We start from the raw sequence: 21298 nt of genomic DNA on the forward strand, positions 1-21298 counted from the left end.
TGGCGCTCCCTTCCTCGCGCGTGTGGCGTTCAGGGTAGTGCGCCCCGGCACCGGACCCGTCCCAGGGTTCACCGCCGCCGCAGAGGGAACGGGGGAAAGAAGGGGCTTGCGCGCCTGCGTGTGAGCTCTGCCACGATGTCCTCAAAAGCGTCGAAACCCACACCAGGGGGACGACGCCCCCGCGTGCCGGACTAAGGTGGCGACCCCATCCAAACCGGCCCCGACCGCACAGGAGTGGCACGTGACCGACGCCTCTCGTGGTGCTGACGCACCTCCTGAGCTCGTCCAGTTGCTGACCCCCGAGGGGGAGCGGGTCGAGCACCCCGACTACGACATCGACCTGACGCCGGAGGAGGTCCGGTCGCTCTACCGCGACCTGGTCCTCGTGCGCCGCGTCGACCTGGAGGCCGTCGCCCTCCAGCGCCACGGCGAGCTGGGCATCTGGGCCTCCCTGCTGGGCCAGGAGGCCGCGCAGATCGGCTCAGGGCGCGCCCTGACCGACGCGGACATGGCCTTCCCCACCTACCGTGAGCACGGCGTGGCCTGGTGCCGCGGCGTCGACCCGGTGAAGCTGCTGGGGCTCTTCCGCGGTGTGAACCACGGCGGCTGGGACCCGGCCGAGCACAACTTCCACCTCTACACGATCGTCATCGGCAGCCAGAACCTGCACGCCGTCGGATACGCCATGGGCATCCAGCGCGACGGGACCAACTCGGCGGCGATCGTCTACTTCGGCGACGGCGCCTCCTCCCAGGGCGACGTCAACGAGTCCTTCGTCTGGGCCAGCGTGTTCAACGCCCCCATCGTGTTCTTCTGCCAGAACAACCAGTGGGCCATCTCCGAGCCCATCGAGAAGCAGAGCCGCATCCCGCTGTACCGCAGGGCCGCCGGCTTCGGCTTCCCCGGCATCCGCGTCGACGGCAACGACGTCTTCGCCTGCCTCGCGGTGACGAGGAAGGCGCTGGAGGACGCGCGCAGCGGCCAGGGGCCGACGCTGATCGAGGCGTTCACCTACCGCATGGGCGCCCACACCACCACCGACGACCCCACCCGCTACCGCGTGGCCAGCGAGCTGGAGGCGTGGAAGCTCAAGGACCCGATCGAGCGCGTCAAGTCCTACCTGTTCAAGAACGAGCTGGCCGACCAGGCGTTCTTCGACTCCATCGACGCCGAGGCCGAGGACCTGGGCGCCGACCTGCGCAAGCGCTGCACCGAGATGCCCGACCCCGACCCGATGGAGATCTTCGAGCACGTCTACGCGCTGCCGCACTCGCTGATCGAGGAGGAGCGCAAGGCTTTCGCCGCCTACCTGGAGGGGTTCCAGTCATGACAATCCTGACCCTCTCGAAGGCGCTGAACGAGGGCATGCGCAAGGCCATGGAGGCCGACCCCAAGGTCCTCATCATGGGCGAGGACGTCGGCAAGCTCGGCGGCGTCTTCCGCGTGACCGACGGGCTGCAGAAGGACTTCGGCGAGGACCGGGTCATCGACACGCCGCTGGCCGAGTCCGGGATCGTCGGCACCGCGATCGGCCTGGCGCTGCGCGGCTACCGGCCCGTCTGCGAGATCCAGTTCGACGGCTTCGTCTTCCCCGCGGCCGACCAGATCATCTCCCAGCTGGCCAAGATGCACATGCGGTCGCTGGGCGCCATCAAGCTGCCCGTCGTCGTGCGCATCCCCTGCGGCGGCGGCATCGGCGCGGTCGAGCACCACAGCGAGTCGCCCGAGGCGTACTTCACCCACACCGCCGGCCTGCGCGTGGTGGCCTGCTCCAACCCGGCCGACGCCTACAGCATGATCCAGCAGGCCATCCAGTCCGACGACCCGGTCATCTTCTTCGAGCCCAAGCGGCGCTACTGGGAGAAGGCCGACGTCGACACCTCCTCCACCGACTGGTGGACGCCGCTGCACGAGGCCAGGGTCGTCCGGCCGGGCGCCGACGCGACGCTCGTCGCCTACGGGCCCATGGTCAAGACGTGCCTGGAGGCGGCCACCGCCGCGGAGGAGGACGGCCGATCGCTGGAGGTCGTCGACCTGCGCTCGCTCAACCCGCTCGACACCGGGCGGCTGTTCGACTCGGTGCGCAGGACCGGGCGCGTGGTGATCGTCCACGAGGCGCCCGTCTTCGGCGGCTACGGCGCCGAGCTGGCCGCGCGCATCACCGAGAACTGCTTCTACCACCTCGAATCGCCGGTGCTGCGGGTCGGCGGGTTCTCCACCCCCTACCCGCCGTCGAAGCTCGAAGAGCACTACCTGCCCGACCTGGACAGGATCCTCGACGCAGTCGACCGCACCTTCGCGTACTGAGAGGCCAGGCATGCGACGTGAATTCAAGCTGCCCGACGTTGGCGAGGGGCTGACCGAGGCGGAGATCGTCCGCTGGCACGTGAAGCCGGGCGACGCCGTCAAGGTCAACCAGATCGTCGTGGAGATCGAGACGGCCAAGTCGATCGTCGAGCTGCCCATCCCGTGGACCGGCGTCGTGGCCGACCTGATGGCCGAGGAGGGGCAGACGGTCGACGTCGGCGTCCCGATCATCGCCGTGGACACCGACGAGGCGGCCCCTTCCGGCGGTACGGCGAGCGCGCCCCGCGGTGCGGCGCTGGCGGACGACATGGTGCCCGCGCCACCGGCCGAGGGCGCCGTCGAGCCGGGCGTCCACGGCAGCCCGGCGCCCAAGGAGGAACGCCAGGCGGTGCTGGTGGGCTACGGCGTCAAGACCGGCGCGGCCAAGCGCCGCCCGCGCAAGCACCCGCCGACCTCCCCAGGCACGGCGGCCGGCCCGGCGCGTCTCGCGGTCCTGGCCAAGCCCCCGGTGCGCAAGCTGGCCAAGGACCTGGGCGTCGACCTCACCATGATCAAGGGCACGGGCCCCCAGGGCTCCATCACCCGCGACGACGTCCACGCCGCCGCGGGGGCCGTACGGGCCGCGCAAGCCGTACCCGAGCCTGTGGAAGCGGTACGGCAGGCGGCGCCCGGCGTGCGGGAGGAGCGCATCCCCGTCAAGGGCGTGCGCAAGATGACCGCCCAGGCGATGGTGGCCAGCGCCTTCACCGCGCCCCACGTGACCGAGTTCCTGCAGGTCGATGCGACGGCCACGATGGACGCGGTCAGGCGCCTGAGGGAGATGCCCGACTTCGCCGGCCTGAAGGTCTCCCCGCTGCTCCTGGTCGCCAAGGCCGTGCTGGTGGCCGCCCGCCGCCACCCGATGATCAACTCGGTGTGGGACGAGCAGGCCCAGGAGATCGTCGTCAAGCACTACGTGAACCTGGGCATCGCCGCCGCGACCCCCAGAGGGCTGATCGTCCCGAACATCAAGGACGCCCACGCCCTGTCCCTCCCGGAGCTGGCGAGGGCGCTCAACGAGCTCACGGAGACCGCCAGGGCGGGCAAGACGCAGCCGGCCGAGATGTCCGGCGGCACGTTCACCATTACCAACGTCGGCGTCTTCGGCGTCGACACCGGCACCCCGATCATCAACCCCGGCGAGTCCGCCATCCTGGCCTTCGGCCAGGTGCGCGACATGCCGTGGGTGGTCGACGGCGAGCTGGCCGTCCGCAAGGTCACCACGCTGGCGCTGTCGTTCGACCACCGCCTCATCGATGGCGAGCTCGGCTCCCTGTTCCTGCGGGACGTCGGCGCCATGCTGGAGGACCCGCTCCGCATGCTCGCCTGGGCGTGACCCGGGTGTGGAGGGCGTCCGGCACGCCCTCCACACCCGGCTCCCGGGCCGATCTGCCACCCTGGGACGCATGAGCTTGCGTCACATCGTGCTGCTGAAGTGGACCGACGAGGCCACCGAGGAGCAGAAGGCCACCGTGCGGGAGGAGCTGGCCAAGCTGCCCGCCGTCATCCCCCAGATCCGCCGCTACGACATCGGCGCCGACGCCGGGGTGAACCAGGGCAACCACGACCTGGCCATCGTGGCCGACTTCGACTCCGTCGACGACTACCTGGTCTACCGCGACCACCCCACGCACCAGGACGTCATCGCGCGGCACATCAAGCCGATCCTGGCCGCCAGGGCGGCGGTCCAGCACGAGCTCACGCCAGGCACCTGAGCGGCCGCCCGCCGTTGTAGGCGACCATGTCCAGCACGGCCGCCGCCAGATCCACCTCGCCACCGTCGGAGCCGCCGCTGAGGTCGGCGTAGGCGCGGTGGAGGTTGCCGACGATCCGCTCGGGGTCGGTCAGCTCGCCGTACTCGCCGAGATCCAGCTCGCGCGCCAGCTCCAGCGGCGCCAGGCCGGCGGCCCTGCCCCGCTCGGCGGCGGCCAGCACGAAGCGCAGGTAGTCCTGGACCCGGTCGATCACCTCGGGCCCGCACACGTCGCCGTGGCCGGGCACGATGGTCCGCGCCCCCAGCTCCTTGAGCGTCTCCAGCGTCTCGAGAGCGCCGGAGACCGACCCCATGAGCACGAACGGCGTGCCGCCGTTGAACACCAGGTCGCCGGAGAAGAGCACCTCGCGCGAGGGGATCCACACGACGGAGTCGTAGGCCGTGTGGGCGGGCCTGCCGAAGTGGCGCACCTCGCAGCGCAGGTCGTCGGAGTAGACGGTGATCTGGTCGGTGTAGGTCAGGAAGGGCGGGACGGCCTCCAGGTCGCCCCACTCCACGTCGGCCGACCACACCCCGAGGTAGCCGGGGATGCCCTCGGCGAGGATGTGGTCGCGCACGCCCTGGTGGCCGACGATCGTGGCCTCGGGGAACAGGTAGTTGCCGAAGGTGTGGTCGCCGTGCTGGTGGGTGTTGATCAGCGTGGTGACCGGCCGGTCGGTGACGCTCGCGATGGCCTCGCGGTAGGCGCGCGTCCTGCGCTCGGTGGCGCAGGCGTCGATGCCGATCACGCCGCGCCGCCCGGCCAGGAAGCCGGTGTTGTTGATCCACCAGCTGCCGTCGGGCTGGACGTAGGCGAACACGCCGGGGGAGACCTCCTCGACGCGCGGCTCCAGGTTCACGGTCACACCTCGGGCGGGTTGTTCTCTCGGCGCATCAGCCGGTCGTCGGAGGTACGGCCGCGCCTGGGGGCCAGCAGGACGCTCAGCACGATGCCCACCCCACCGACGATCATGAAGATCAGCCCGATCCTGTCCATGTGGACGGCCTCGCCGAAGACGTCGGGCTCGATCGCGAAGTAGAGGATGGCGCCGAGCGTTGCGAAGAAGATGCTGACCCCGACACCCATGACAGCCTCCGAGGTAAAGAACCGGTACGCACACCGTCATACCCGGCTGTGGTTGATCACACCATCGGAACGGGAGCCGGAAAGACGGAAGGACCGGCCCCCGGGCGGGGCGCCGGTCCTCCGCCGACCTGCCGCGGGTGCAGGTGGCCTGTCCGGCTGGAACCAGCCGGAAACCGCTTAGAAAGCCGCCTCGGGCAGCTCCATGAGGCTCAGGTCGGTCGCCTCCAGCGTCCGGCGCTCGGCGGCCAGGCGCGGCAGCACGGTGTGCGCGAAGAACGAAGCCGCGGCCACCTTGCCCTGGTAGAAGGGGTCCTCGCCCTCGGCCAGCCGGGCCAGCGCGATCTCGGCCTGGCGCAGCAGCAGCCAGCCGATGACCAGGTCGCCCAGCGCCATGAGGAGCCGGGTGGTGTTGAGGCCGACCTTGTAGACCTCCTTCGGCGCCTCCAGCGAGGCCAGCGCCCACCCGGCCATCGTGTCGCCCATGGCCTTGACGTGGGCGGCGGCGTCGGCGAGCAGCTTGCGCTCCTCCTTCAGGCGGCCGTTGCCGGCCTCGGAGGAGGCGAAGGCGTTGATCTCCGCCAGCAGAGTGCCGATGGCCTTGCCCTGGTTGCGCAGGATCTTGCGGAAGAACAGGTCCAGGCCCTGGATCGCGGTGGTGCCCTCGTAGAGGGAGTCGATCTTGGAGTCGCGGATGTACTGCTCGATCGGGTAGTCCTGCAGGTAGCCGGAGCCGCCGAGCGTCTGGAGCGAGCGGGCGAGCAGCTCGTAGGAGCGCTCGGAGCCGACGCCCTTGACGACCGGCAGCAGCAGGTCGTTCATGGCCTCGGCGTCCTCGTCGCCGGGGTTGATCATGATGGCGTCCTGGAAGGTCGCCGTGTAGAGCACCAGCGCCCGCATGCCTTCGGCGTACGCCTTCTGGAGCATGAGCTCGCGCCGCACGTCCGGGTGGTGCGTGATGGTGACGCGCGGGGCGGTCTTGTCGGCCATCCGGGTCATGTCGGCGCCCTGCACGCGGGACTTGGCGTACTCCAGGGCGTTCAGGTAGCCGGTCGACAGCGTGGCGATGGCCTTGGTGCCGACCATCATGCGGGCGTGCTCGATGACCATGAACATCTGCTTGATGCCCTCGTGGACGCCGCCCACCAGCCAGCCGACGGCCGGGTGCTTGTCGCCGAAGGTGAGCTCGCAGGTCGTGGAGACCTTCAGGCCCATCTTCTTCTCGACGTTGGTGACGTAGACGCCGTTGCGCTCGCCCAGCTCGCCGGTCTCGAGGTTCACGTGGTACTTGGGCACCAGGAACATCGACAGGCCCTTGGTGCCGGGGCCGTGGCCCTCGGGGCGGGCCAGCACGAGGTGGAAGATGTTCTCGGCCATGTCGTGCTCGGCGCTGGTGATGAAGCGCTTGACGCCCGTGATGTGCCAGCTGCCGTCGGGCTGCTGGACGGCCTTGGCGCGACCGGCGCCGACGTCGGAGCCCGCGTCGGGCTCGGTGAGCACCATGGTGGCGCCCCAGTTGCGCTCGATGGCCAGCTCGGCGAAGCGCTTCTGCTCGGGGGTGCCCAGCTTCCACAGCGTGTAGGCGAAGTTGGGGCCCGCGGCGTACATGTAGAGGGCCGGGTTGGAGCCGAGCACCATCTCGGCCGCGGCCCAGGCCAGGCTGCGCGGGATGCCGGGGCCGCCCAGCTCGACGGGCAGGTCCAGGTGCGCCCACCCGCCGTCCACCAATGCCTTGAAGGACTTCTTGACGCCCTCGGGCACCTTCACCGTGCTCGTGGCGGGGTCGAAGACGGGCGGGTTCCTGTCGCCCTCCTCGAACGAGGCGGCGAGCACATCCTCGGAGAGGCGTGCGACCTCCTCGAGGATGCTGCGGGCGGTGTCCTCGTCCACGTCCGCGAACGGGCCGGTGCCGAGGATCTCACGCCGGCCGAACACCTCGAAGAGGTTGAACTCCAGGTCTCGCACGTTGCTCTTGTAGTGGCCCATGGCTGTGCTCCTTGGAACCCGAGGGGGCTGAGTCGTACTGGCCAGTAACCTTACTCTCAATGCTACCCGCGGGTAACCACCGGTATGCGTGGCATGCTCGACTCCATGAACGCCGACGAACTGGACGCCCGCTGGCGTGCGTACCTCGAGTCGTGGGCCATCCCGCCGGAGATCCTGGCCAAGGCGCCCGCCGATCCCTGGGGCCACAGTCCCGCCCGTTTCGGCGCGCGAACCGACCGCGCCATGGTCGAGGCCGACTCCGGCCCGACGACGGCCCGTCTCGCCGAGGTCCTGCCGGGCTCCGTCCTGGACGTCGGGGCGGGGACCGGCGCGGCGTCGCTGCCGCTCCGCGACCGCGTCACCTCGCTGACCGCCGTGGACAGCTCGCCCGCGATGCTGGCCGAGCTGCTGGTGCGGGCCGACAAGCTCGGCATCCCCACGACCGTGGTCGAGGGCCGCTGGCCGGACGTCGCCGGCTCGGTCGGCCGGGCGGACGCGGCCGTCGCGGCGCACGTCGTCTACAACGTCCCCGACCTGGCGGCGTTCCTGCGCGCGCTGAACGGGCACGCCCGCCGGCGCGTGGTGATCGAGCTCACCCACCGCCATCCGATGAGCTGGCTCAACCCGCTCTGGGAGCAGGTGCACGGCGTCAGGCGACCCGTCCGGCCGATCGCCGAGGACGCGGTCTCGCTCGCCGACGCGCTCGGCTTCGACGTGCGGGTCGAGGAGCGCGAGGCGCCTCTGGAGCGCTTCGGGACCATCGAGGAGCTGGCCGCCTCCGCGTGCCACCGGCTCTGCCTGGACCCCTCCCGGGCGGCCGAGATCGCCGAGACGGCCCAGCAACTGGGCATGTGGCCGGTGCCCCGCGACCGGTGGGTCACCATCTGGTGGGACGTGGAATAGGCGCCGCGGTCCCCCCGTTGCCTCCGGTGAGCACAGGGGCTCCCGGACGAGACGCGCCGTACCCGGCAGGAAAAGACGACGCCTCGCGAAGGAGTCGTCTCATGGCCTGGATCCTGCTCGTTCTCGCCGGTCTGTCCGAGGTCGCCATGGCCCTGTCGCTCAAGCAGAGCGCGGGCCTGTCGCACCTGTGGTGGACCGTGTCCTTCCTCGCCTGCGCCGTCCTGAGCTTCGGCCTGCTCGCCGTGTCGCTGAAGTCGCTGGAGGTCGGTACGGCCTACGCCGTGTGGACCGGCATCGGCGCCGTGGGCACGGCCGCGGTCGGCATGCTGGTGCTCGGCGACGACGTCTCCCTCGTCAAGATCGCCTCGATCGTGCTCATCCTCGCCGGCGTCGTCGGCCTCAACCTGGCCGGCGGCCACTGAGAGGGCGGCACTGACGGGCCTGTCCGGAATAACCGGTTTGACGCGATAGGTGGTGTCGCGATTGGCTACCGGCATGATTGACCTCTACTCGGTGACGATCGACTGCGCCCAGCCGTACGAGCTGGCCTCCTGGTGGAGCAAGGCCACCGGCTACCCGGTGGAGGAGGGCGCAGGGCCGGAGGACGAGGAGGTCGCCGTGCAGACCGAGCGCGAGCCGTACCTGCTGTTCATCCGCGTCCCCGAGGGCAAGTCCGTCAAGAACCGCCTGCACCTCGACGTCGTCAGCCGCGACGGCCGCACGCGGGATGAGGAGGTCGAGCGGCTGCTGGAGCTGGGCGCGACGATCCACGAGGACCATCGCAAGCCGGACGGCACCGGCTGGGTCACGATGCTGGACCCGGCGGGCAACGAGTTCTGCGTGTGCCGCAGCGAGGCCGAGCGGGCCTCGTCGAAGTGATCGTCCCGCCGCGGCCGGGCCTTTCGATCACGTACGGCGGAGCCGCGCCGCCCCTCACCGGGAGTGCGCGCGGCCCCGCATCGACATCGTCAGGATGCCCGCGATGAGGTAGACCAGGGCGCCCCGCCACATCGAGTCCCAGGCGGAGTGGAAGATGCCCTCCTGGTCGACGATGAGCTGGACCGGGTACTCCAGCACCGCGGTGATGCCGGCGGGCAGCAGCGAGAACTTCCACGGATGCTGCAGCGCCCACAGCCGCGCCTGCCGGGTCGTGCGGTCGCCCGCCTCCGGCTTGCTCACCGCGCCGATGGCGGCGATGAGCGCGAACAGGCTGATGCCCACGCCGAGCGCCCCGGTCAGGCCGAAGCCCGGCAGGAAGGGGACCAAGCCGATGGCCCAGGCCGCGGCCGCGGTCGCGCCGCCGGCGATCGCGGCGGTCTTCCAGGGAGCGCCGCGCAGGGCGGCGCCGGAGAGCGAGAATTCCTCGCTACGCGAGATTTCGTTCATGTCCCCAGAGTGCCTTTCCGGCCACCCCAAGGGCATCGGGGACGGACCCTGAACCGTCCCTGACATGATGCTGGCATGCTTCAGCCCCACGAGACCGGCCGGTTGCGGGCGCTTCGGCTGCGCGCGCTGCAGGACGCCCCCGACGCTTTCGGTTCCACCTATGCCGAGGAAGTAGCCCTTGCGCCGGAAGTATGGTCGGAAAGACTGAAAAATCAGGACCAGGTGTGGTTTGTGGCGACCCGGGACGGCCAGGACGTGGGCCTCGTCCGGGGCCGCCAGGAGGGCGACGGCGTCCACCTCCAGTCCCTGTGGGTCGCCCCCGAGGCCCGGGGCAGGGGCGTGGCCTCCGAGCTGATGGACCGCGTGATCGGCTGGGCTCGCGACCGCGGGGCCGAGCACGTGGAGCTGTGGGCGGTCGACGCCAACGAGGCCGCACGCGCCCTCTACCGGCGCAAGGGCTTCCTGCCCAGCGGCAAGGTGATGGCCCTGCCCTCCAACCCGGCCCTCATGGAGTCCCACTACGTGCTGTCCCTGATCTTCCGCGACGCCCGCGCCGAGGACGTCCCGGCCATCGTCGCGCTGATCGCCGACGACGCCGTCGCCGCCGCCCGCACCGGCGAGTACGGCCCGCGCCACCAGGCCGCCTTCGAGGCGATCGCCGCCGACCCCAACAACGAGCTGATCGTCGCCGAGATCGGCGGCGAGGTCGTCGGCACCGCCCAGCTGACCTACATCCCCGGCATCTCACGCAACGGCGCCACCCGGCTGCAGATCGAGGCCGTGCGCGTCGCGGCGCACCTGCGGGGCCGCGGTCTGGGCCGCAAGATGATGGACTGGTGCATCGCCAGGGGCCGGGCGCGCGGCTGCGTGATGGTTCAGCTCACCTCCGACAAGTCGCGCGCCGACGCCCACCGCTTCTACCGCTCGATGGGCTTCGCCCAGTCCCACGAGGGCTTCAAGCTCCCGCTGGTGTGAGCTCGACGCGGTTGTCGTGGTAGACCGCGCCCCGGCCGAAGTCGGCGTCGCGCTCCTCGACGACCGCGTTGGGGTTCGCGCCGCCGCTGAGCTTGGGCCAGCGGCCCTTCGGCGAGGCCACCACCCCGGGCGCCACGCGGTCGCCGACATCCGCGACGGCCTCGAACGAGCCGTGGTCGTTGTGCACCCGCACCCGGTCGCCGTCGGCGATGCCCCGCGCGGCGGCGTCGGCCGCGTTGACCAGCACCCTCGGCTCCTTGGCCCGGCGCAGCAGCTCGGGGTTGTTGGCGAAGGTCGTGTTGAGGAAGGTGTGCGCCGCCGGCGTGATGAGCACCAGCGGATACCGGCTCGGCGAGGCCGACCCCGGCGGCACGTACGCCTTGCCCTTCGGCGGGAAGCGCAGCCGCCCGGACGGCGTGGGGAAGCCCTCGGCGTACGGGAGGAAGGGCCTGGGGTAGTTCATCCGCACCCAGCCCTCCTTGCGCAGCCGGTCGAGCGTGACGCCCTCCAGCGAGGGGTGCCCGCTGTCCAGCAGCTGCTCGGCCAGCTCCAGGTCGGAGTCGTACAGAGACGGCTCGGTGAGCCCCATGTGCCTGGCCAGGCGGCGGAAGGTCTCGGTGGTGGACAGGCACTCGCCCGGCGGGGCGACGGCGGGCTCGTTCCACAGCAGGTACATGTGGCCGTAGCCGGCGTGCAGGTCCATGTGCTCGATCTGCATGGTGGCCGGGAGCACGATGTCGGCGTAGTCGACGGTGTCGGTGGGGAAGTGCTCCATGACCACGGTGAACAGGTCCTCGCGCGCCAGCCCGGCGCGGATCCTGGTGGTGTCGGAGGTCGAGCCGAGCGGGTTGGCGCCGTAGACCCACAGGCACTTCACCGACTCGCCGTTCTCCAGCTCGGAGGCCAGCCGCGTCATGGCCAGCGTGCGCACCGGCCCGGGCAGCAGGTCCTCGCGCGTGTCGATGTTGAGGTGGACGTGGCCGCTGGTGGAGTAGGACACGCCGCCGCCCTGGTAGCGCCAGTCGCCCGTGACGCCGGGGATGGCGGCGATCGTCCGCAGCGCGGTGCCTCCTCCCGCGTGGCGCTGGATGCCCATCGTGGCCCGGATGGCCGTGGGCCGGGTGCGGGCCAGCCTCATCCCCAGCCTGTGGACGGCCTCGGCCGGGATCCCGGTGATCTCCGCGACCCTGGCCACCGGATATTTCCGGATTTCCTCGGAAAAGTCCTCCCAGCCCTCGGTGTGCGCGGCCAGGAACTCCTCGTCCTGCGCGCCCTCCTCCAGCACGACGTTGAGCAGCCCCAGCGCCAGCGCCGCGTCGGTGCCCGGCCGGATCGCCAGGTGCTCGTCGGCCTGGTCGGCGGTCCTGGTCCTGATCGGGTCGATGGCCACCACGTGGGCGCCCTCGGCCTTGGCGTCCTGGACGAACTTCCACAGGTGGTGGCCCGAGGTCAGCGTGTTGGTGCCCCACAGCAGGATCAGCCTGGCGTGGGCGAAGTCCTCCGGGTCCATGCCGCCCGGCGAGCCGTTGGTCAGCGTCAGCCCCGCGTTGCCGGCCGAGGAGCAGATGTTCAGCCAGTGCTTGGAGGCGCCCAGCGCGTTCCAGAACCGGCGCCCGGCCTGCCCCTCGCACCCTTGGAGGTAGCCCAGCGAGCCGGTGCCCTGGTAGGGCCAGATGGCCTCGCCGCCGTGCTCCTCGACGATGCGGCGCAGCCGTACCGAGATCTCCTCCAGCGCCTCGTCCCAGGTGATGCGCTCGAACCGCCCCGAGCCCTTGGGCCCGGTACGGCGCAGCGGATACAGGATGCGGTCCGGCGCGGCGGCGTGCTCCAGGTAGCGGTTGACCTTCACGCACAGGGCGCCGCGCGTGTAGGGGTGCTCGGGGTTGCCCCGCATCTTGACGGCCCTGCCGTCCTCGACGGTGACGATCCACGAGCAGGTGTCGGGGCAGTCGAGCGGGCAGGCGCCAAGGACCTTCAGCATGGGAACCAGGCTAATCCGGCGGTACGGCACGCCGTACCGCCGGATCGGGCGATCAGCTCATCACGGGCTGCGGCCGGTGGAGGGAGGCCCGGGTCATGAGCGTGACCGGCGCCTCGTGCGGCTTGCCCGGCTCGTGGATCGCGTCGAGCTTGGCCGCGTCGAAGGCGTAGGTCCCGGTCAGCGTGGCGATGGCGTCGGCGTTGACGTCGAGCGCCGTGTCGTTGACGTTGCGGATGTCGTCGCAGGCCTGGTGGTAGCACGGGTCGTAGCGCCCGCCGGCCGTGCCGCCGAACAGCGCCGCCTCCTGCGCGGTCTTGCGGCCCTCCGCGCCGGTGAACAGCCCGCCCGAGGCGATGCCGCTGGCGATGAACGGCCCGTAGTCGGAGCGCCCGTCGAAGTCGGTGCCGCGGAAGGGCAGGCCGCGCGAGCGGTAGAAGGCCTCGAAGTCCTTCTCGATCTGCGCCGAGCCCGTCGGCCCCGGCCCGGCGCCCACGCCGTCGGAGTCGTCGCCGTCGTAGACGGCGTAGATGTAGTTCGGCGAGGCGACCATGTCGAAGTTGAGGTACAGGCCGATGCCGGCCTTCTCCTGCTCGCTCAGCGAGGCGACGTAGTGCTCGGCGCCGAGCAGGCCGAACTCCTCGCCGCCCCAGAAGGCGAACCGCACCGCGTTGGCCGGCTTGTACTTGGCCAGCCGCAGCGCGGTCTCCAGCACGGCGCCCACGCCGGAGCCGTTGTCGTTGATGCCGGGCCCGTCCGCGACCGAGTCCAGGTGGCCGCCGACCATGACCACGTTGTCCTTGCGCCCGCCCCTGGTCTCGGCCAGGACGTTGACGGACTTGTACTGCTTGACCTCGGTCTCGCTGTCGAAGGAGAACCTGACGGTCGCCCCGCCGGGCGCCTTGGCGAGCTCCTCGCCCACCAGGTACTCCGCGCCGACCACGGGGATGCTCGCCGGGCCGCCGAGGTCGGGGATGACGATGCCGTCGCGCCCGGGCTGGCCCTCGTTGAAGATCACCGCGCCGGCGGCGCCGGCGGCCACGGCGTTGGCGACCTTCACGCTGAAGTTGCAGCTGCCGCGCTGGAGCAGCGCCCAGTTGCCGGCGGTGAAGCCCGCGAAGTCGGCCGGCTCGCAGCCGGAGGTGGAGGTGTTGGGAGCGGCGCCCGGCGGGATCACCAGGTCGACCGGCTGGAGCTTACCGGTGAAGGTGCCCTCCGCCGAGCCGAAGGCGGGGTAGAAGTCCAGCGGCAGGACGTACTGCTTGGGATCGGGCGAGACGCGCTCGAAGGTCGGCTTGACCTTGTAGTCCTCGCTCTCGAACTCGAAGGGCTGGACGGTGACCCGGTATCCGGCCAGGCGCAGCAGCTTGGCGACGTAGTCGCGGGAGAGCTCGAAGCCTCGGGAGCCGTCGACCCGCGTGTTGCCGTTCAGCCTGGCGATCAGGTTGAGCGCGTGCAGGTGCAGCTTGACGTTGTGACCCCGCACCTCCTTGACGAGCTTGCGTACGTCGCCGGCGCCACCGCGGTCGGCGTGGGCCGTGCCGGTGGCGGCCAGGGGGGCGATGACCGCCGCCGCTGCTAACACCGCGCCGAGCTTCCAGCGGATGTTCAAGGGCACTCCTCGGGCCGGTGGGGGAAACCCGGGTCGTTTCCGCTCACTTATGGCGGAAACTATTGAGGAATCCCCCGTTGAGGAAGCCCGTCGGCCGTCTCCGTTGGATCACGAAGCGGCATCGCCCAGCTCGAAGGCGAGTTTCCGCAGGACGAAGCCCACCGCGCCCGAGGTCACCTTCAGCGCCTCCTGGTTGATGTTGTCCAGCGTGTCGCACGCCTTGTGGTAGCAGGGGTCGAACGGGCTGCCGGCCGTACCGCCGAACAGCTCCGCCTGCCGGGCCGTCTTGGTCGCCTCGGCGCCGGTGAACAGCCCGCCCGACGGGACGCCGATCGCGACGAACGGGGCGTAGTCCGACCGTCCGGACAGGTCCGTCTCCAGGTACGGCAGGCGGTGCCGCTTGAAGAACGCCTCGAAGGCACGCTCGATGGCGGCCGATCCCACCGGCCCCGGCCCTCCGCCGAGCTTCTCGGAGTCGTCGCCGTCGAAGATCCCGTAGATGCCGTTCGGCGAGGCGATCATGTCGAGGTTGAGGTACGCCTTGATCTTGCCCCGCTCCTCCTTCGTGAGCTGCGCCACGTAGCGGGTGGACCCCACCAGGCCCTCCTCCTCGGCTCCCCACCAGGCGAAGCGGACGAGGGGGATCGGCTTGCTGCGGGCCAGGTTGAGCGCGAGCTCCAGCACCGTCGCCGCGCCCGAGGCGTTGTCGTTCATGCCCGGCCCGTCCTCGACCGAGTCCAGGTGCGCGCCCACCATGATGACCTGGTCCGGGTCGCCGGTCCGGGTCTGGGCGATCACGTTGTGCGTCACGCGCTCCTCGCTCAGCGTCGTGGTCGACACCGTGACCCGCGTCAGGTCCGCGATTGCGGCGCCCACGCCCGAGCCGACCCCCACCACCGGGATGGACTGCGGCGTCGTCATGCCGCCGCTGAAGGGCTCGTCCTTCTGGTTCACCACCACGAGCGCCGCCGCGCCCGACCGGGCCGCGTTGACGGCCTTCACCTGGAAGGTGCAGCCGCCCCTGTCGGCCACCGCGACCCGCCCGCGCTCGAATCCCGCGTAGGCGCGCGGCGTGCACCCCTGGCCCACCCGCTGCGGACGGGCGGTCACCTGCCCGGAGCCGGACATGCGCAGCGTGGTGACGCCGGCGAACGGTTGGTCCCCCACCACCTGGGCAGGGGCCAGTTCCCGGTAGAACGGAAAGGTGAACGGTTGCCGCTCCACCTCGTAGCCGGCCTCCTGGAGCCGGGCGGCGACGTAGTCGGCCGAGGCGTCGTAGCCGGGCTCCCCGGCCGCTCTGTTGCCGCCGTGCGCCTGCGCGATCGCCTGGAACGCCTGGAGATGGCCCAGGATGTCGTCGAGCGACACCTCCAGCGGGGAGGGGGCGGGTGCGGGTGCGGCGAGCGCCAGAGCCAGCATCGCATGAGTGATCATGCCAAGAGCTTGGCCAGAAGAGATCCCGGGCGGACGGGCGGCACGTGCGGCCTGGCTCAGTCTTTACCAATCTCGGCCAAACTCGTCCCAGAGGCACCCGGTCCCGCCGCTGAGGTGGCGATTCGGGACACTGGAGAAGAAAGATCGCACGGTCGGGCAGCGAAGGTGCAGAATCGCGTCGGTGGCGAAAATCAGGGAACGTGACGACACGGAGGGTCTCGACAGGGAGGGTCCCGCCGTGGCTGAAGCACGCGACGAATCGGCCGTGTTCGTCGTCGAGCCGCTGTTCCCGCAGCGCCTGCGCCGGCCGTCCGACGCGCTGCGCTTCCTCGCCACGGTCGTCGCGCTGACCGCGGTCATCCTGCTGTCGCTGGTGGCCAAGCAGACCTTCTACGGCCTGGAGGCCGACGTCACGACCGGCACGCGGTTCCTGCCCGCGCTGCTCAACAGGATCGCGACGTTCCTGGGCGGCGCCGCGGTGCTGGCCGTGCCGGCCGCGTTCGCCGTCGAGCGGGTCTTCCACCGCGACGGGCTGCGCGTGGCCGAGGGGCTGATCGCCGCCATCATCGGCATGGCCGGGTCCTACCTGGTCAGCGAGTGGGTGGTGGCGCCGCACGGGCCGGAGGACCTGGCCGTCCTGCTGACCGGCGGGCGCGGCCTGGACCCGCTGAACTCGCTGCTGACCTCGGTGATCGCCTACACCACCGCCGTGCGCATGTCCCGGCGGCCCACGTGGCGGGCCGTCATGTGGACCGTGATCGCGCTGTTCCTGCTGTCGCTGTTCAGCGGCGGCCAGATCACCATCCCCAGCGCCCTCGCGACGGTCCTGTTCGGCATGGCCATCGGCTACGCCACCCTGTACAGCATCGGCAGCCCCAACACCCGCCCGCCCGGCAACGCCGTGGTCGCCGCCCTGCGCCGGCTGTCGTTCTCGCCCGTCTCCGCCCGCCGCATCGAGGACGACCACCAGGGCAGCCGCCGCTACGCCGTCGGGCTGAAGGACGGCACCAGCCTCGACGTCACCGTGCTCGACCGCGACCAGCAGGTCGTCGGCCTGCCGTACCGGCTGTGGCGGAGGATCTGGCTCAGCACCGAGACGCGCCGCCGCGCCATCCGGTCGCTGCGGGCCGAGCTGGAACGCGAGGCGCTCATGGCCTACGCGGCGCAGGCCGCCGGCGTCTCGACGCCGCGGCTGCTGGGCACCAGCGAGATCGGCACCGAGGCGGCGCTGCTGGCCTACGAGCACGTCGAGACCAGGCCGCTGGCGGACCTGCGCGACGAGGAGATCACCGACGACCTGCTCGCCCAGATCTGGGAGCAGGTCCTGCTGCTGCAGCTGCGCCGCCTGGCGCACCGCAGGCTCACCGGCGACAGCATCCAGGTGGCCAAGGACGGCAGGGTCGTGCTCGTCGACGCCCGCAGCGGCGAGATCGCCGCCGGTGACCTGCTGCTGCGCATCGACGTGGCCCAGCTGCTGACCTACCTCGCGCTGCGCGTGGGGCCCGAACGCTCGGTCACGGCCGCGGCGGCCGTCATGGGCGCCTCCAGCCTGGCCGCCGCGCTCCCGCTGCTGCAGAAGATCGCGCTGCCGAGGGAGACCAGGGCCGCCCTGTCGCGGAACAAGCAGTTGCTGGCCAACCTGCGCGAGCAGATCGTCGCGCTGCGGCCGCAGGCGGAGTCCGAGGAGGTGCGGCTGGAGCGGTTCCGCCCGCGCACCCTCGTCACGATCATCGCCAGCGCGCTGGCCGCCTACTTCCTGCTCTACCAGCTCAGCCAGGTCAACCTCGTCGCCGTGGTCACGCAGGCGAACTGGGCCTGGTCGATCGTCGCACTGGGCGGCGCCTTCGCCTCCTACGTGGCCGCCGCGTTCATGATCCGCGGCTTCGTGCCCGCCCGGCTGCCGCTGTGGCGGACCGTGCTGGCCCAGTTCGCCGCGTCGTTCGTCAAGCTGGTCGCGCCCGCGGCCGTGGGCGGCGTGGCGATCAACACGCGCTACCTGCAGAAGTCGGGCGTACCCCCGGCGCTCGCGCTGGCCAGCGTCAGCGCCTCCCAGCTCATCGGGCTGGGCTTCCACGTGCTGCTGCTGTTGGTGTTCGCCTACGTGACCGGCTCCACCACGGCCACGTCCTTCACCCCGTCGCGCGGGCTCGTCGTGGCGCTGCTCGCCGTCGCGGTCCTCATCGTCCTCGCGCTGGGCGTGCCGCCGCTGCGCCGCCTGGTGACCAAGCGCACGCGCTCGCTGTTCACCAACGTGCTGCCGCGCCTGCTGGACGTGATCCAGTCGCCGCGCAAGATGCTGGAGGGCTTCGGCGGCACGCTGATGCTCACCCTGGCGTTCGTGACCTGCCTGGACGCATGCGTGCGGGCCTTCGGCGGCGAGATGAGCTTCGCCGCCGTGGCCGTGGTGTTCCTGGCCGCCAACGCCATCGGCTCGGCCGCGCCCACACCTGGCGGCCTGGGCGCGGTCGAGGGCGCGCTCACCGTCGGCCTGACCGTCGCGGGGCTGCGGCCCGAGCTGGCCACGTCGGCGGTGCTGCTCTACCGGCTGCTCACGTTCTGGCTGCCGGTGCTGCCCGGCTGGGCGTCCTTCACCTACCTGCAGCGGCACGCCGCTCTGTGAGCCGGTCGATCTCGGCCAGCTCGTCGTCGGTGAACGGCGGGCCGTCCACGCACGCCACGTTGGCCTCCAGCTGGGCCACGCTGCTGGCGCCGATCAGCACGCTGGTCACCCGCGGGTCGCGCAGCGCCCAGCTCAGCGCCATCTGGGCGAGCGACTGGCCACGCTGCCGGGCGATCTCGTTCAGGCTCGCGGCCAGCTCCGCGTCCACGTCCTTCTCGCTCAGGAACCTGCTGGTGGCCGCCCGGGAGTCGGCCGGGACGCCCCTGAGGTAGCGGTCGGTCAGCAGCCCCTGCGCCAGCGGCGAGTAGACGATGCAGCCCATGCCCTCCCGCTCCAGCGTGTCGAGCAGGCCGTCCTCGATCCACCGGTTGATCATCGAGTAGGACGGCTGGTGGATCAGCAGCGGCGTGCCCAGCTCCCGCATGATCCGCGCCGCCTGGGCCGTCTGCTCGGCGCCGTAGTTGGAGATGCCCGCGTACAGCGCCTTCCCTGAGCGCACCGCGTGGTCCAGCGCGCCCATCGTCTCCTCGAGCGGCGTGTCGGGGTCGGGGCGGTGGCTGTAGAAGATGTCGACGTAGTCCAGCCGCATCCGCCTGAGCGACTGGTCGAGGCTGGCCAGCAGGTACTTGCGGCTGCCCCACTCGCCGTACGGCCCCGGCCACATGTCGTAGCCGGCCTTGGTGCTGACGATGATCTCGTCCCGGTATTTCGCGAAATCTTCGCTGAAGATGCGACCGAAGTTGCTCTCCGCCGAGCCGTACGGCACGCCGTAGTTGTTGGCCAGGTCGAAGTGCGTCACCCCGAGGTCGAAGGCCCTGCGCAGGATCGCCCTGGAGGTCTCGATCGGGCGGTCGTCGCCGAAGTTGTGCCACAGCCCGAGCGAGACCGCGGGCAGCCGCAGCCCGCTCCTGCCGCTGCGGTTGTACGGCTGGCGCTCGTACCTGCGCTCGTCCGCCGTGTAGGTCATGCCGTACCCCTGTCGATGATCCAGGCCAGCGCGAACGCCTCCTCGCGCCAGGCGTCGTAGCGCCCGCTGCGCCCGCCGTGCCCCGCGCCCATCTCGGTCTTGAGCAGGAACGGCCCGCCCCGGGCCGTGGCGCGCAGCTTGGCGATCCACTTGGCGGGCTCGTGGTAGAGGACCCGGGTGTCGTTCAGGCTCGTGATCGCCAGGATCGGCGGGTAGACGCGGCCGTCGACGTTCTCGTAGGGGCTGTAGGACTTCATGTAGGCGTACACGTCGGGGTCGTGCAGCGGGTTGCCCCACTCCTCCCACTCGATCACGGTGAGCGGCAGCGACGGGTCGAGGATCGTGTTGAGCGCGTCCACGAACGGCACCTCGGCCACCACGCCGGCGAACTCCTCCGGCGCCATGTTCGCCACCGCGCCCATGAGCAGCCCGCCCGCCGAGCCGCCCCTGGCGACGATCCGGCTGGACCAGCCCGCGGCCTTCATGTGCCGGGCGGCGGCCACGAAGTCGGTGAAGGTGTTGCGCTTGTGGAGCAGCTTGCCGTCCTCGTACCAGCGGCGCCCCATCTCCCCGCCGCCGCGCACGTGCGCCACGGCGAAGACGAACCCCCGGTCGAGCAGGCTCAGCCTGGCCACCGAGAAGCTGGGGTCGATCGAGGTCTCGTAGCTGCCGTAGCCGTACAGGACCGTCGGCGCCGGGGTGGCCGTGTCCCCGCGCCTGACGATGGAGATCGGCACCTTCGTGCCGTCCTCGGCCGTCGCCCACTCGCGCACCTGCTCGTAGTCGCCGGGGTCGTAGCCGCCGAGGACCGGGCGCCGCTTGAGCAGGATCAGCTCGCGCGTGGCCAGGTCGTAGTCGTACACGCTCGGCGGGGTGACCATGCTGGTGTAGCCCAGGCGCAGCCGCTTGGTGGCGAACTCCGGGTTCCCGGCGGGCGCCACGTCGTACAGCGGCTCGGGGAACTCGATCTCGTACGGCTCGGCGCCCTTGGGCAGGACGCGGATGCCGGTCAGGCCGCTCCTGCGGAAGTGCACGACCGCGTGGTCCTGGAAGGCGTCGATCTCCAGCAGGCGGGTGTCGTCGCGGTGGGGGATCACCGGGGTCCACTCGCCCGGGTCGTCCAGGGGCGCGGTGGCCAGCTCGAAGTTCTCGGCGTTCTCGTTGTGCAGGATGTAGAAGTGGTCGCCGGCGTGCTCGACGCCGTACTCCACGCCGGTCTTGCGGGGCCGTACGACCCGGAACTCGCCGGCGGGGTCGTCGGCCTCCAGCAGGCGGACCTCGCTGGTGATCTTGCTGCCGATGCCGAGGACCAGGTAGCGCTCGCTGCGGGTCAGCCCGATGCCGATCCAGAAGCGCTCGTCGCCCTCCTCGTAGACGAGGACGTCCTCGTCGCTGCCCAGCGTGTGCCGGTACAGCCGGTAGGGCCGCCACGCGTCGTCGACCCGCGTGTAGAAGAACGCCGACCCGTCGGCCGACCAGGCTCCGCCGTAGAAGACGTTCTCGATCACGTCGGGGAGCGTCTCGCCGGTCTCGAGGTTCTTGAAGCGCAGGGTGAAGCGCTCGTCGCCCTTGTAGTCGGTGGAGTAGGCCAGCATCGTGCCGTCGGGGGAGACGGAGCTGGTGCCCACGGAGAAGAACGGGCTGTCGCCGGCCAGCTCGTTGCCGTCGAGCAGCACCTGCTCGTCGGGGAGGCGGGTGTCGGGGCTGATGTCGGGCGGGGTGTCGCCGTCGGCGCGCACGCGGCAGGAGATGGCGTACTGCTTGCCCTCCTCGGTGCGGGAGAAGTACCACCAGCCGCGCTTCCTGCTGGGCACCGACAGGTCGGTCTCAAGGGTGCGGTTCTTGATCTCCTGGAAGATCTGCTCGCGCAGGCCGGCCAGATGCTCGGTCTGCTCCTTGAGGTAGGCGTTCTCGGCCTCCAGATAGGCGATCGTGTCGGGATCTTCCTTGTTCCCGAGCCAGGCGTATTCGTCGATCACGGTGTCGCCGTGATGGGTGCGCTTGGTGGGGATTCTCTTCGCCAGAGGCGGCTTGCTGCTGCTCACATGGCGAGTCTAGGAGCCGCGGGCGGGCGCGGCGTTCTGAGCACTCGTGGGGCGCTGCTAATCTTGATGCGTCGCCCGGTCGGGCGGCGACTCTCCCTGACACCTCGCCGGTTGGTTCGTGTTCTTGCGGGTGGGCTGGTAAGGTAGAGGGGTTGCCCGGAAACGGGATCCGCCGATTTGACAGTGGTCGGGGCGGCGGAAAGAATGGC

At 70.8% G+C, this 21298-nt stretch carries 18 protein-coding genes and 1 riboswitch; of the genes, 9 read left to right on the top strand and 9 right to left on the bottom strand.

Annotated elements, in window-relative coordinates:
* Window positions 1-241: 241 nt before the first annotated feature.
* The 4 genes from pdhA (at window position 242) to BSB02_RS34340 (ending at window position 4061) form a co-directional block, all read left to right on the top strand.
* Entirely contained in the window at window positions 242-1330 is a 1089-nt protein-coding gene (gene pdhA, locus BSB02_RS34325) for a pyruvate dehydrogenase (acetyl-transferring) E1 component subunit alpha (protein ID WP_206185038.1), read from the top strand.
* Window positions 1327-2307, top strand: coding sequence for an alpha-ketoacid dehydrogenase subunit beta (locus BSB02_RS34330; RefSeq protein ID WP_084965163.1), 981 nt, complete (start codon window positions 1327-1329; stop codon window positions 2305-2307). The genes pdhA and BSB02_RS34330 overlap by 4 nt, the downstream gene beginning before the upstream one ends.
* Window positions 2308-2317: 10 nt before the next feature.
* The gene (locus tag BSB02_RS34335) at window positions 2318-3682 is read left to right on the top strand and encodes a dihydrolipoamide acetyltransferase family protein (protein ID WP_084965164.1); all 1365 of its coding nucleotides are present in this window, start codon (window positions 2318-2320) and stop codon (window positions 3680-3682) included.
* A gap of 70 nt (window positions 3683-3752) precedes the next feature.
* Window positions 3753-4061 carry a Dabb family protein gene (locus BSB02_RS34340; protein WP_084965165.1) on the top strand — a complete coding sequence of 103 codons (309 nt, stop codon included), beginning with the start codon at window positions 3753-3755 and terminating at the stop codon, window positions 4059-4061.
* Here BSB02_RS34340 and BSB02_RS34345 read toward each other — a convergent pair.
* From BSB02_RS34345 to BSB02_RS34355, 3 genes are all read right to left on the bottom strand, one after another.
* Window positions 4045-4959: an MBL fold metallo-hydrolase gene (locus BSB02_RS34345; protein WP_240506918.1), complete on the bottom strand. Its 915-nt coding sequence runs from the start codon at window positions 4957-4959 to the stop codon at window positions 4045-4047. The genes BSB02_RS34340 and BSB02_RS34345 overlap by 17 nt on opposite strands.
* Window positions 4960-4961: 2 nt before the next feature.
* Window positions 4962-5186 carry a hypothetical protein gene (locus BSB02_RS34350; RefSeq protein WP_084965167.1) on the bottom strand — a complete coding sequence of 75 codons (225 nt, stop codon included), beginning with the start codon at window positions 5184-5186 and terminating at the stop codon, window positions 4962-4964.
* A gap of 177 nt (window positions 5187-5363) precedes the next feature.
* Complete coding sequence (locus BSB02_RS34355; RefSeq protein ID WP_084965168.1) at window positions 5364-7169, bottom strand: acyl-CoA dehydrogenase; 1806 nt, start codon at window positions 7167-7169, stop codon at window positions 5364-5366.
* Window positions 7170-7274: 105 nt separating this feature from the next.
* On the opposite strand from BSB02_RS34355, the gene BSB02_RS34360 reads away from it, so the two are divergent.
* From BSB02_RS34360 to BSB02_RS34370, 3 genes are all read left to right on the top strand, one after another.
* Entirely contained in the window at window positions 7275-8072 is a 798-nt protein-coding gene (locus BSB02_RS34360; RefSeq protein WP_240506920.1) for a class I SAM-dependent methyltransferase, read from the top strand.
* Window positions 8073-8086: 14 nt separating this feature from the next.
* A riboswitch (guanidine-III (ykkC-III) riboswitch) is annotated at window positions 8087-8157 on the top strand.
* Window positions 8158-8173: 16 nt separating this feature from the next.
* On the top strand, window positions 8174-8494 hold the full coding sequence (locus BSB02_RS34365; protein ID WP_084965170.1) for a DMT family transporter: 321 nt from the start codon (window positions 8174-8176) through the stop codon (window positions 8492-8494).
* Between the two features lie 73 nt (window positions 8495-8567).
* Window positions 8568-8951, top strand: a complete 384-nt coding sequence (locus BSB02_RS34370) for a VOC family protein (RefSeq protein ID WP_084965171.1) — start codon at window positions 8568-8570, stop codon at window positions 8949-8951.
* A 54-nt stretch (window positions 8952-9005) separates the two neighbouring features.
* On the opposite strand, the gene BSB02_RS34375 is transcribed toward BSB02_RS34370, so the two are convergent.
* Window positions 9006-9458, bottom strand: a complete 453-nt coding sequence (locus BSB02_RS34375; RefSeq protein ID WP_169729465.1) for a hypothetical protein — start codon at window positions 9456-9458, stop codon at window positions 9006-9008.
* A gap of 75 nt (window positions 9459-9533) precedes the next feature.
* On the opposite strand from BSB02_RS34375, the gene BSB02_RS43340 reads away from it, so the two are divergent.
* Entirely contained in the window at window positions 9534-10433 is a 900-nt protein-coding gene (locus BSB02_RS43340) for a GNAT family N-acetyltransferase (RefSeq protein ID WP_084965172.1), read from the top strand.
* Here BSB02_RS43340 and BSB02_RS34385 read toward each other — a convergent pair.
* The 3 genes from BSB02_RS34385 to BSB02_RS34395 form a co-directional block, all read right to left on the bottom strand.
* Window positions 10414-12414, bottom strand: a complete 2001-nt coding sequence (locus BSB02_RS34385; RefSeq protein ID WP_084965173.1) for a molybdopterin-containing oxidoreductase family protein — start codon at window positions 12412-12414, stop codon at window positions 10414-10416. The two genes, BSB02_RS43340 and BSB02_RS34385, sit on opposite strands and share 20 nt — an antisense overlap.
* Before the next feature lie 52 nt (window positions 12415-12466).
* Window positions 12467-14023 carry a M28 family metallopeptidase gene (locus BSB02_RS34390; RefSeq protein ID WP_206185039.1) on the bottom strand — a complete coding sequence of 519 codons (1557 nt, stop codon included), beginning with the start codon at window positions 14021-14023 and terminating at the stop codon, window positions 12467-12469.
* 108 nt (window positions 14024-14131) lie between these two features.
* Window positions 14132-15457 carry a M28 family metallopeptidase gene (locus tag BSB02_RS34395; RefSeq protein WP_084965175.1) on the bottom strand — a complete coding sequence of 442 codons (1326 nt, stop codon included), beginning with the start codon at window positions 15455-15457 and terminating at the stop codon, window positions 14132-14134.
* A 238-nt stretch (window positions 15458-15695) separates the two neighbouring features.
* Here BSB02_RS34395 and BSB02_RS34400 point away from each other — a divergent pair, with 238 nt between their 5' ends.
* Window positions 15696-18077: a lysylphosphatidylglycerol synthase transmembrane domain-containing protein gene (locus tag BSB02_RS34400; RefSeq protein ID WP_143591541.1), complete on the top strand. Its 2382-nt coding sequence runs from the start codon at window positions 15696-15698 to the stop codon at window positions 18075-18077.
* Here the strand turns inward: BSB02_RS34400 and mgrA are convergent.
* Entirely contained in the window at window positions 18046-19044 is a 999-nt protein-coding gene (mgrA, locus tag BSB02_RS34405; RefSeq protein WP_084965177.1) for an L-glyceraldehyde 3-phosphate reductase, read from the bottom strand. The two genes, BSB02_RS34400 and mgrA, sit on opposite strands and share 32 nt — an antisense overlap.
* A complete protein-coding gene (locus BSB02_RS34410; RefSeq protein WP_084965178.1) occupies window positions 19041-21089 on the bottom strand; it encodes a S9 family peptidase in 2049 nt (682 codons plus the stop codon). Before BSB02_RS34410 ends, mgrA begins: the two co-directional genes overlap by 4 nt.
* Window positions 21090-21298 lie beyond the last annotated feature (209 nt).

It is taken from the genome of Thermoactinospora rubra, from assembly GCF_002093975.1.
GTDB lineage: Bacteria > Actinomycetota > Actinomycetes > Streptosporangiales > Streptosporangiaceae > Nonomuraea > Nonomuraea rubra_A.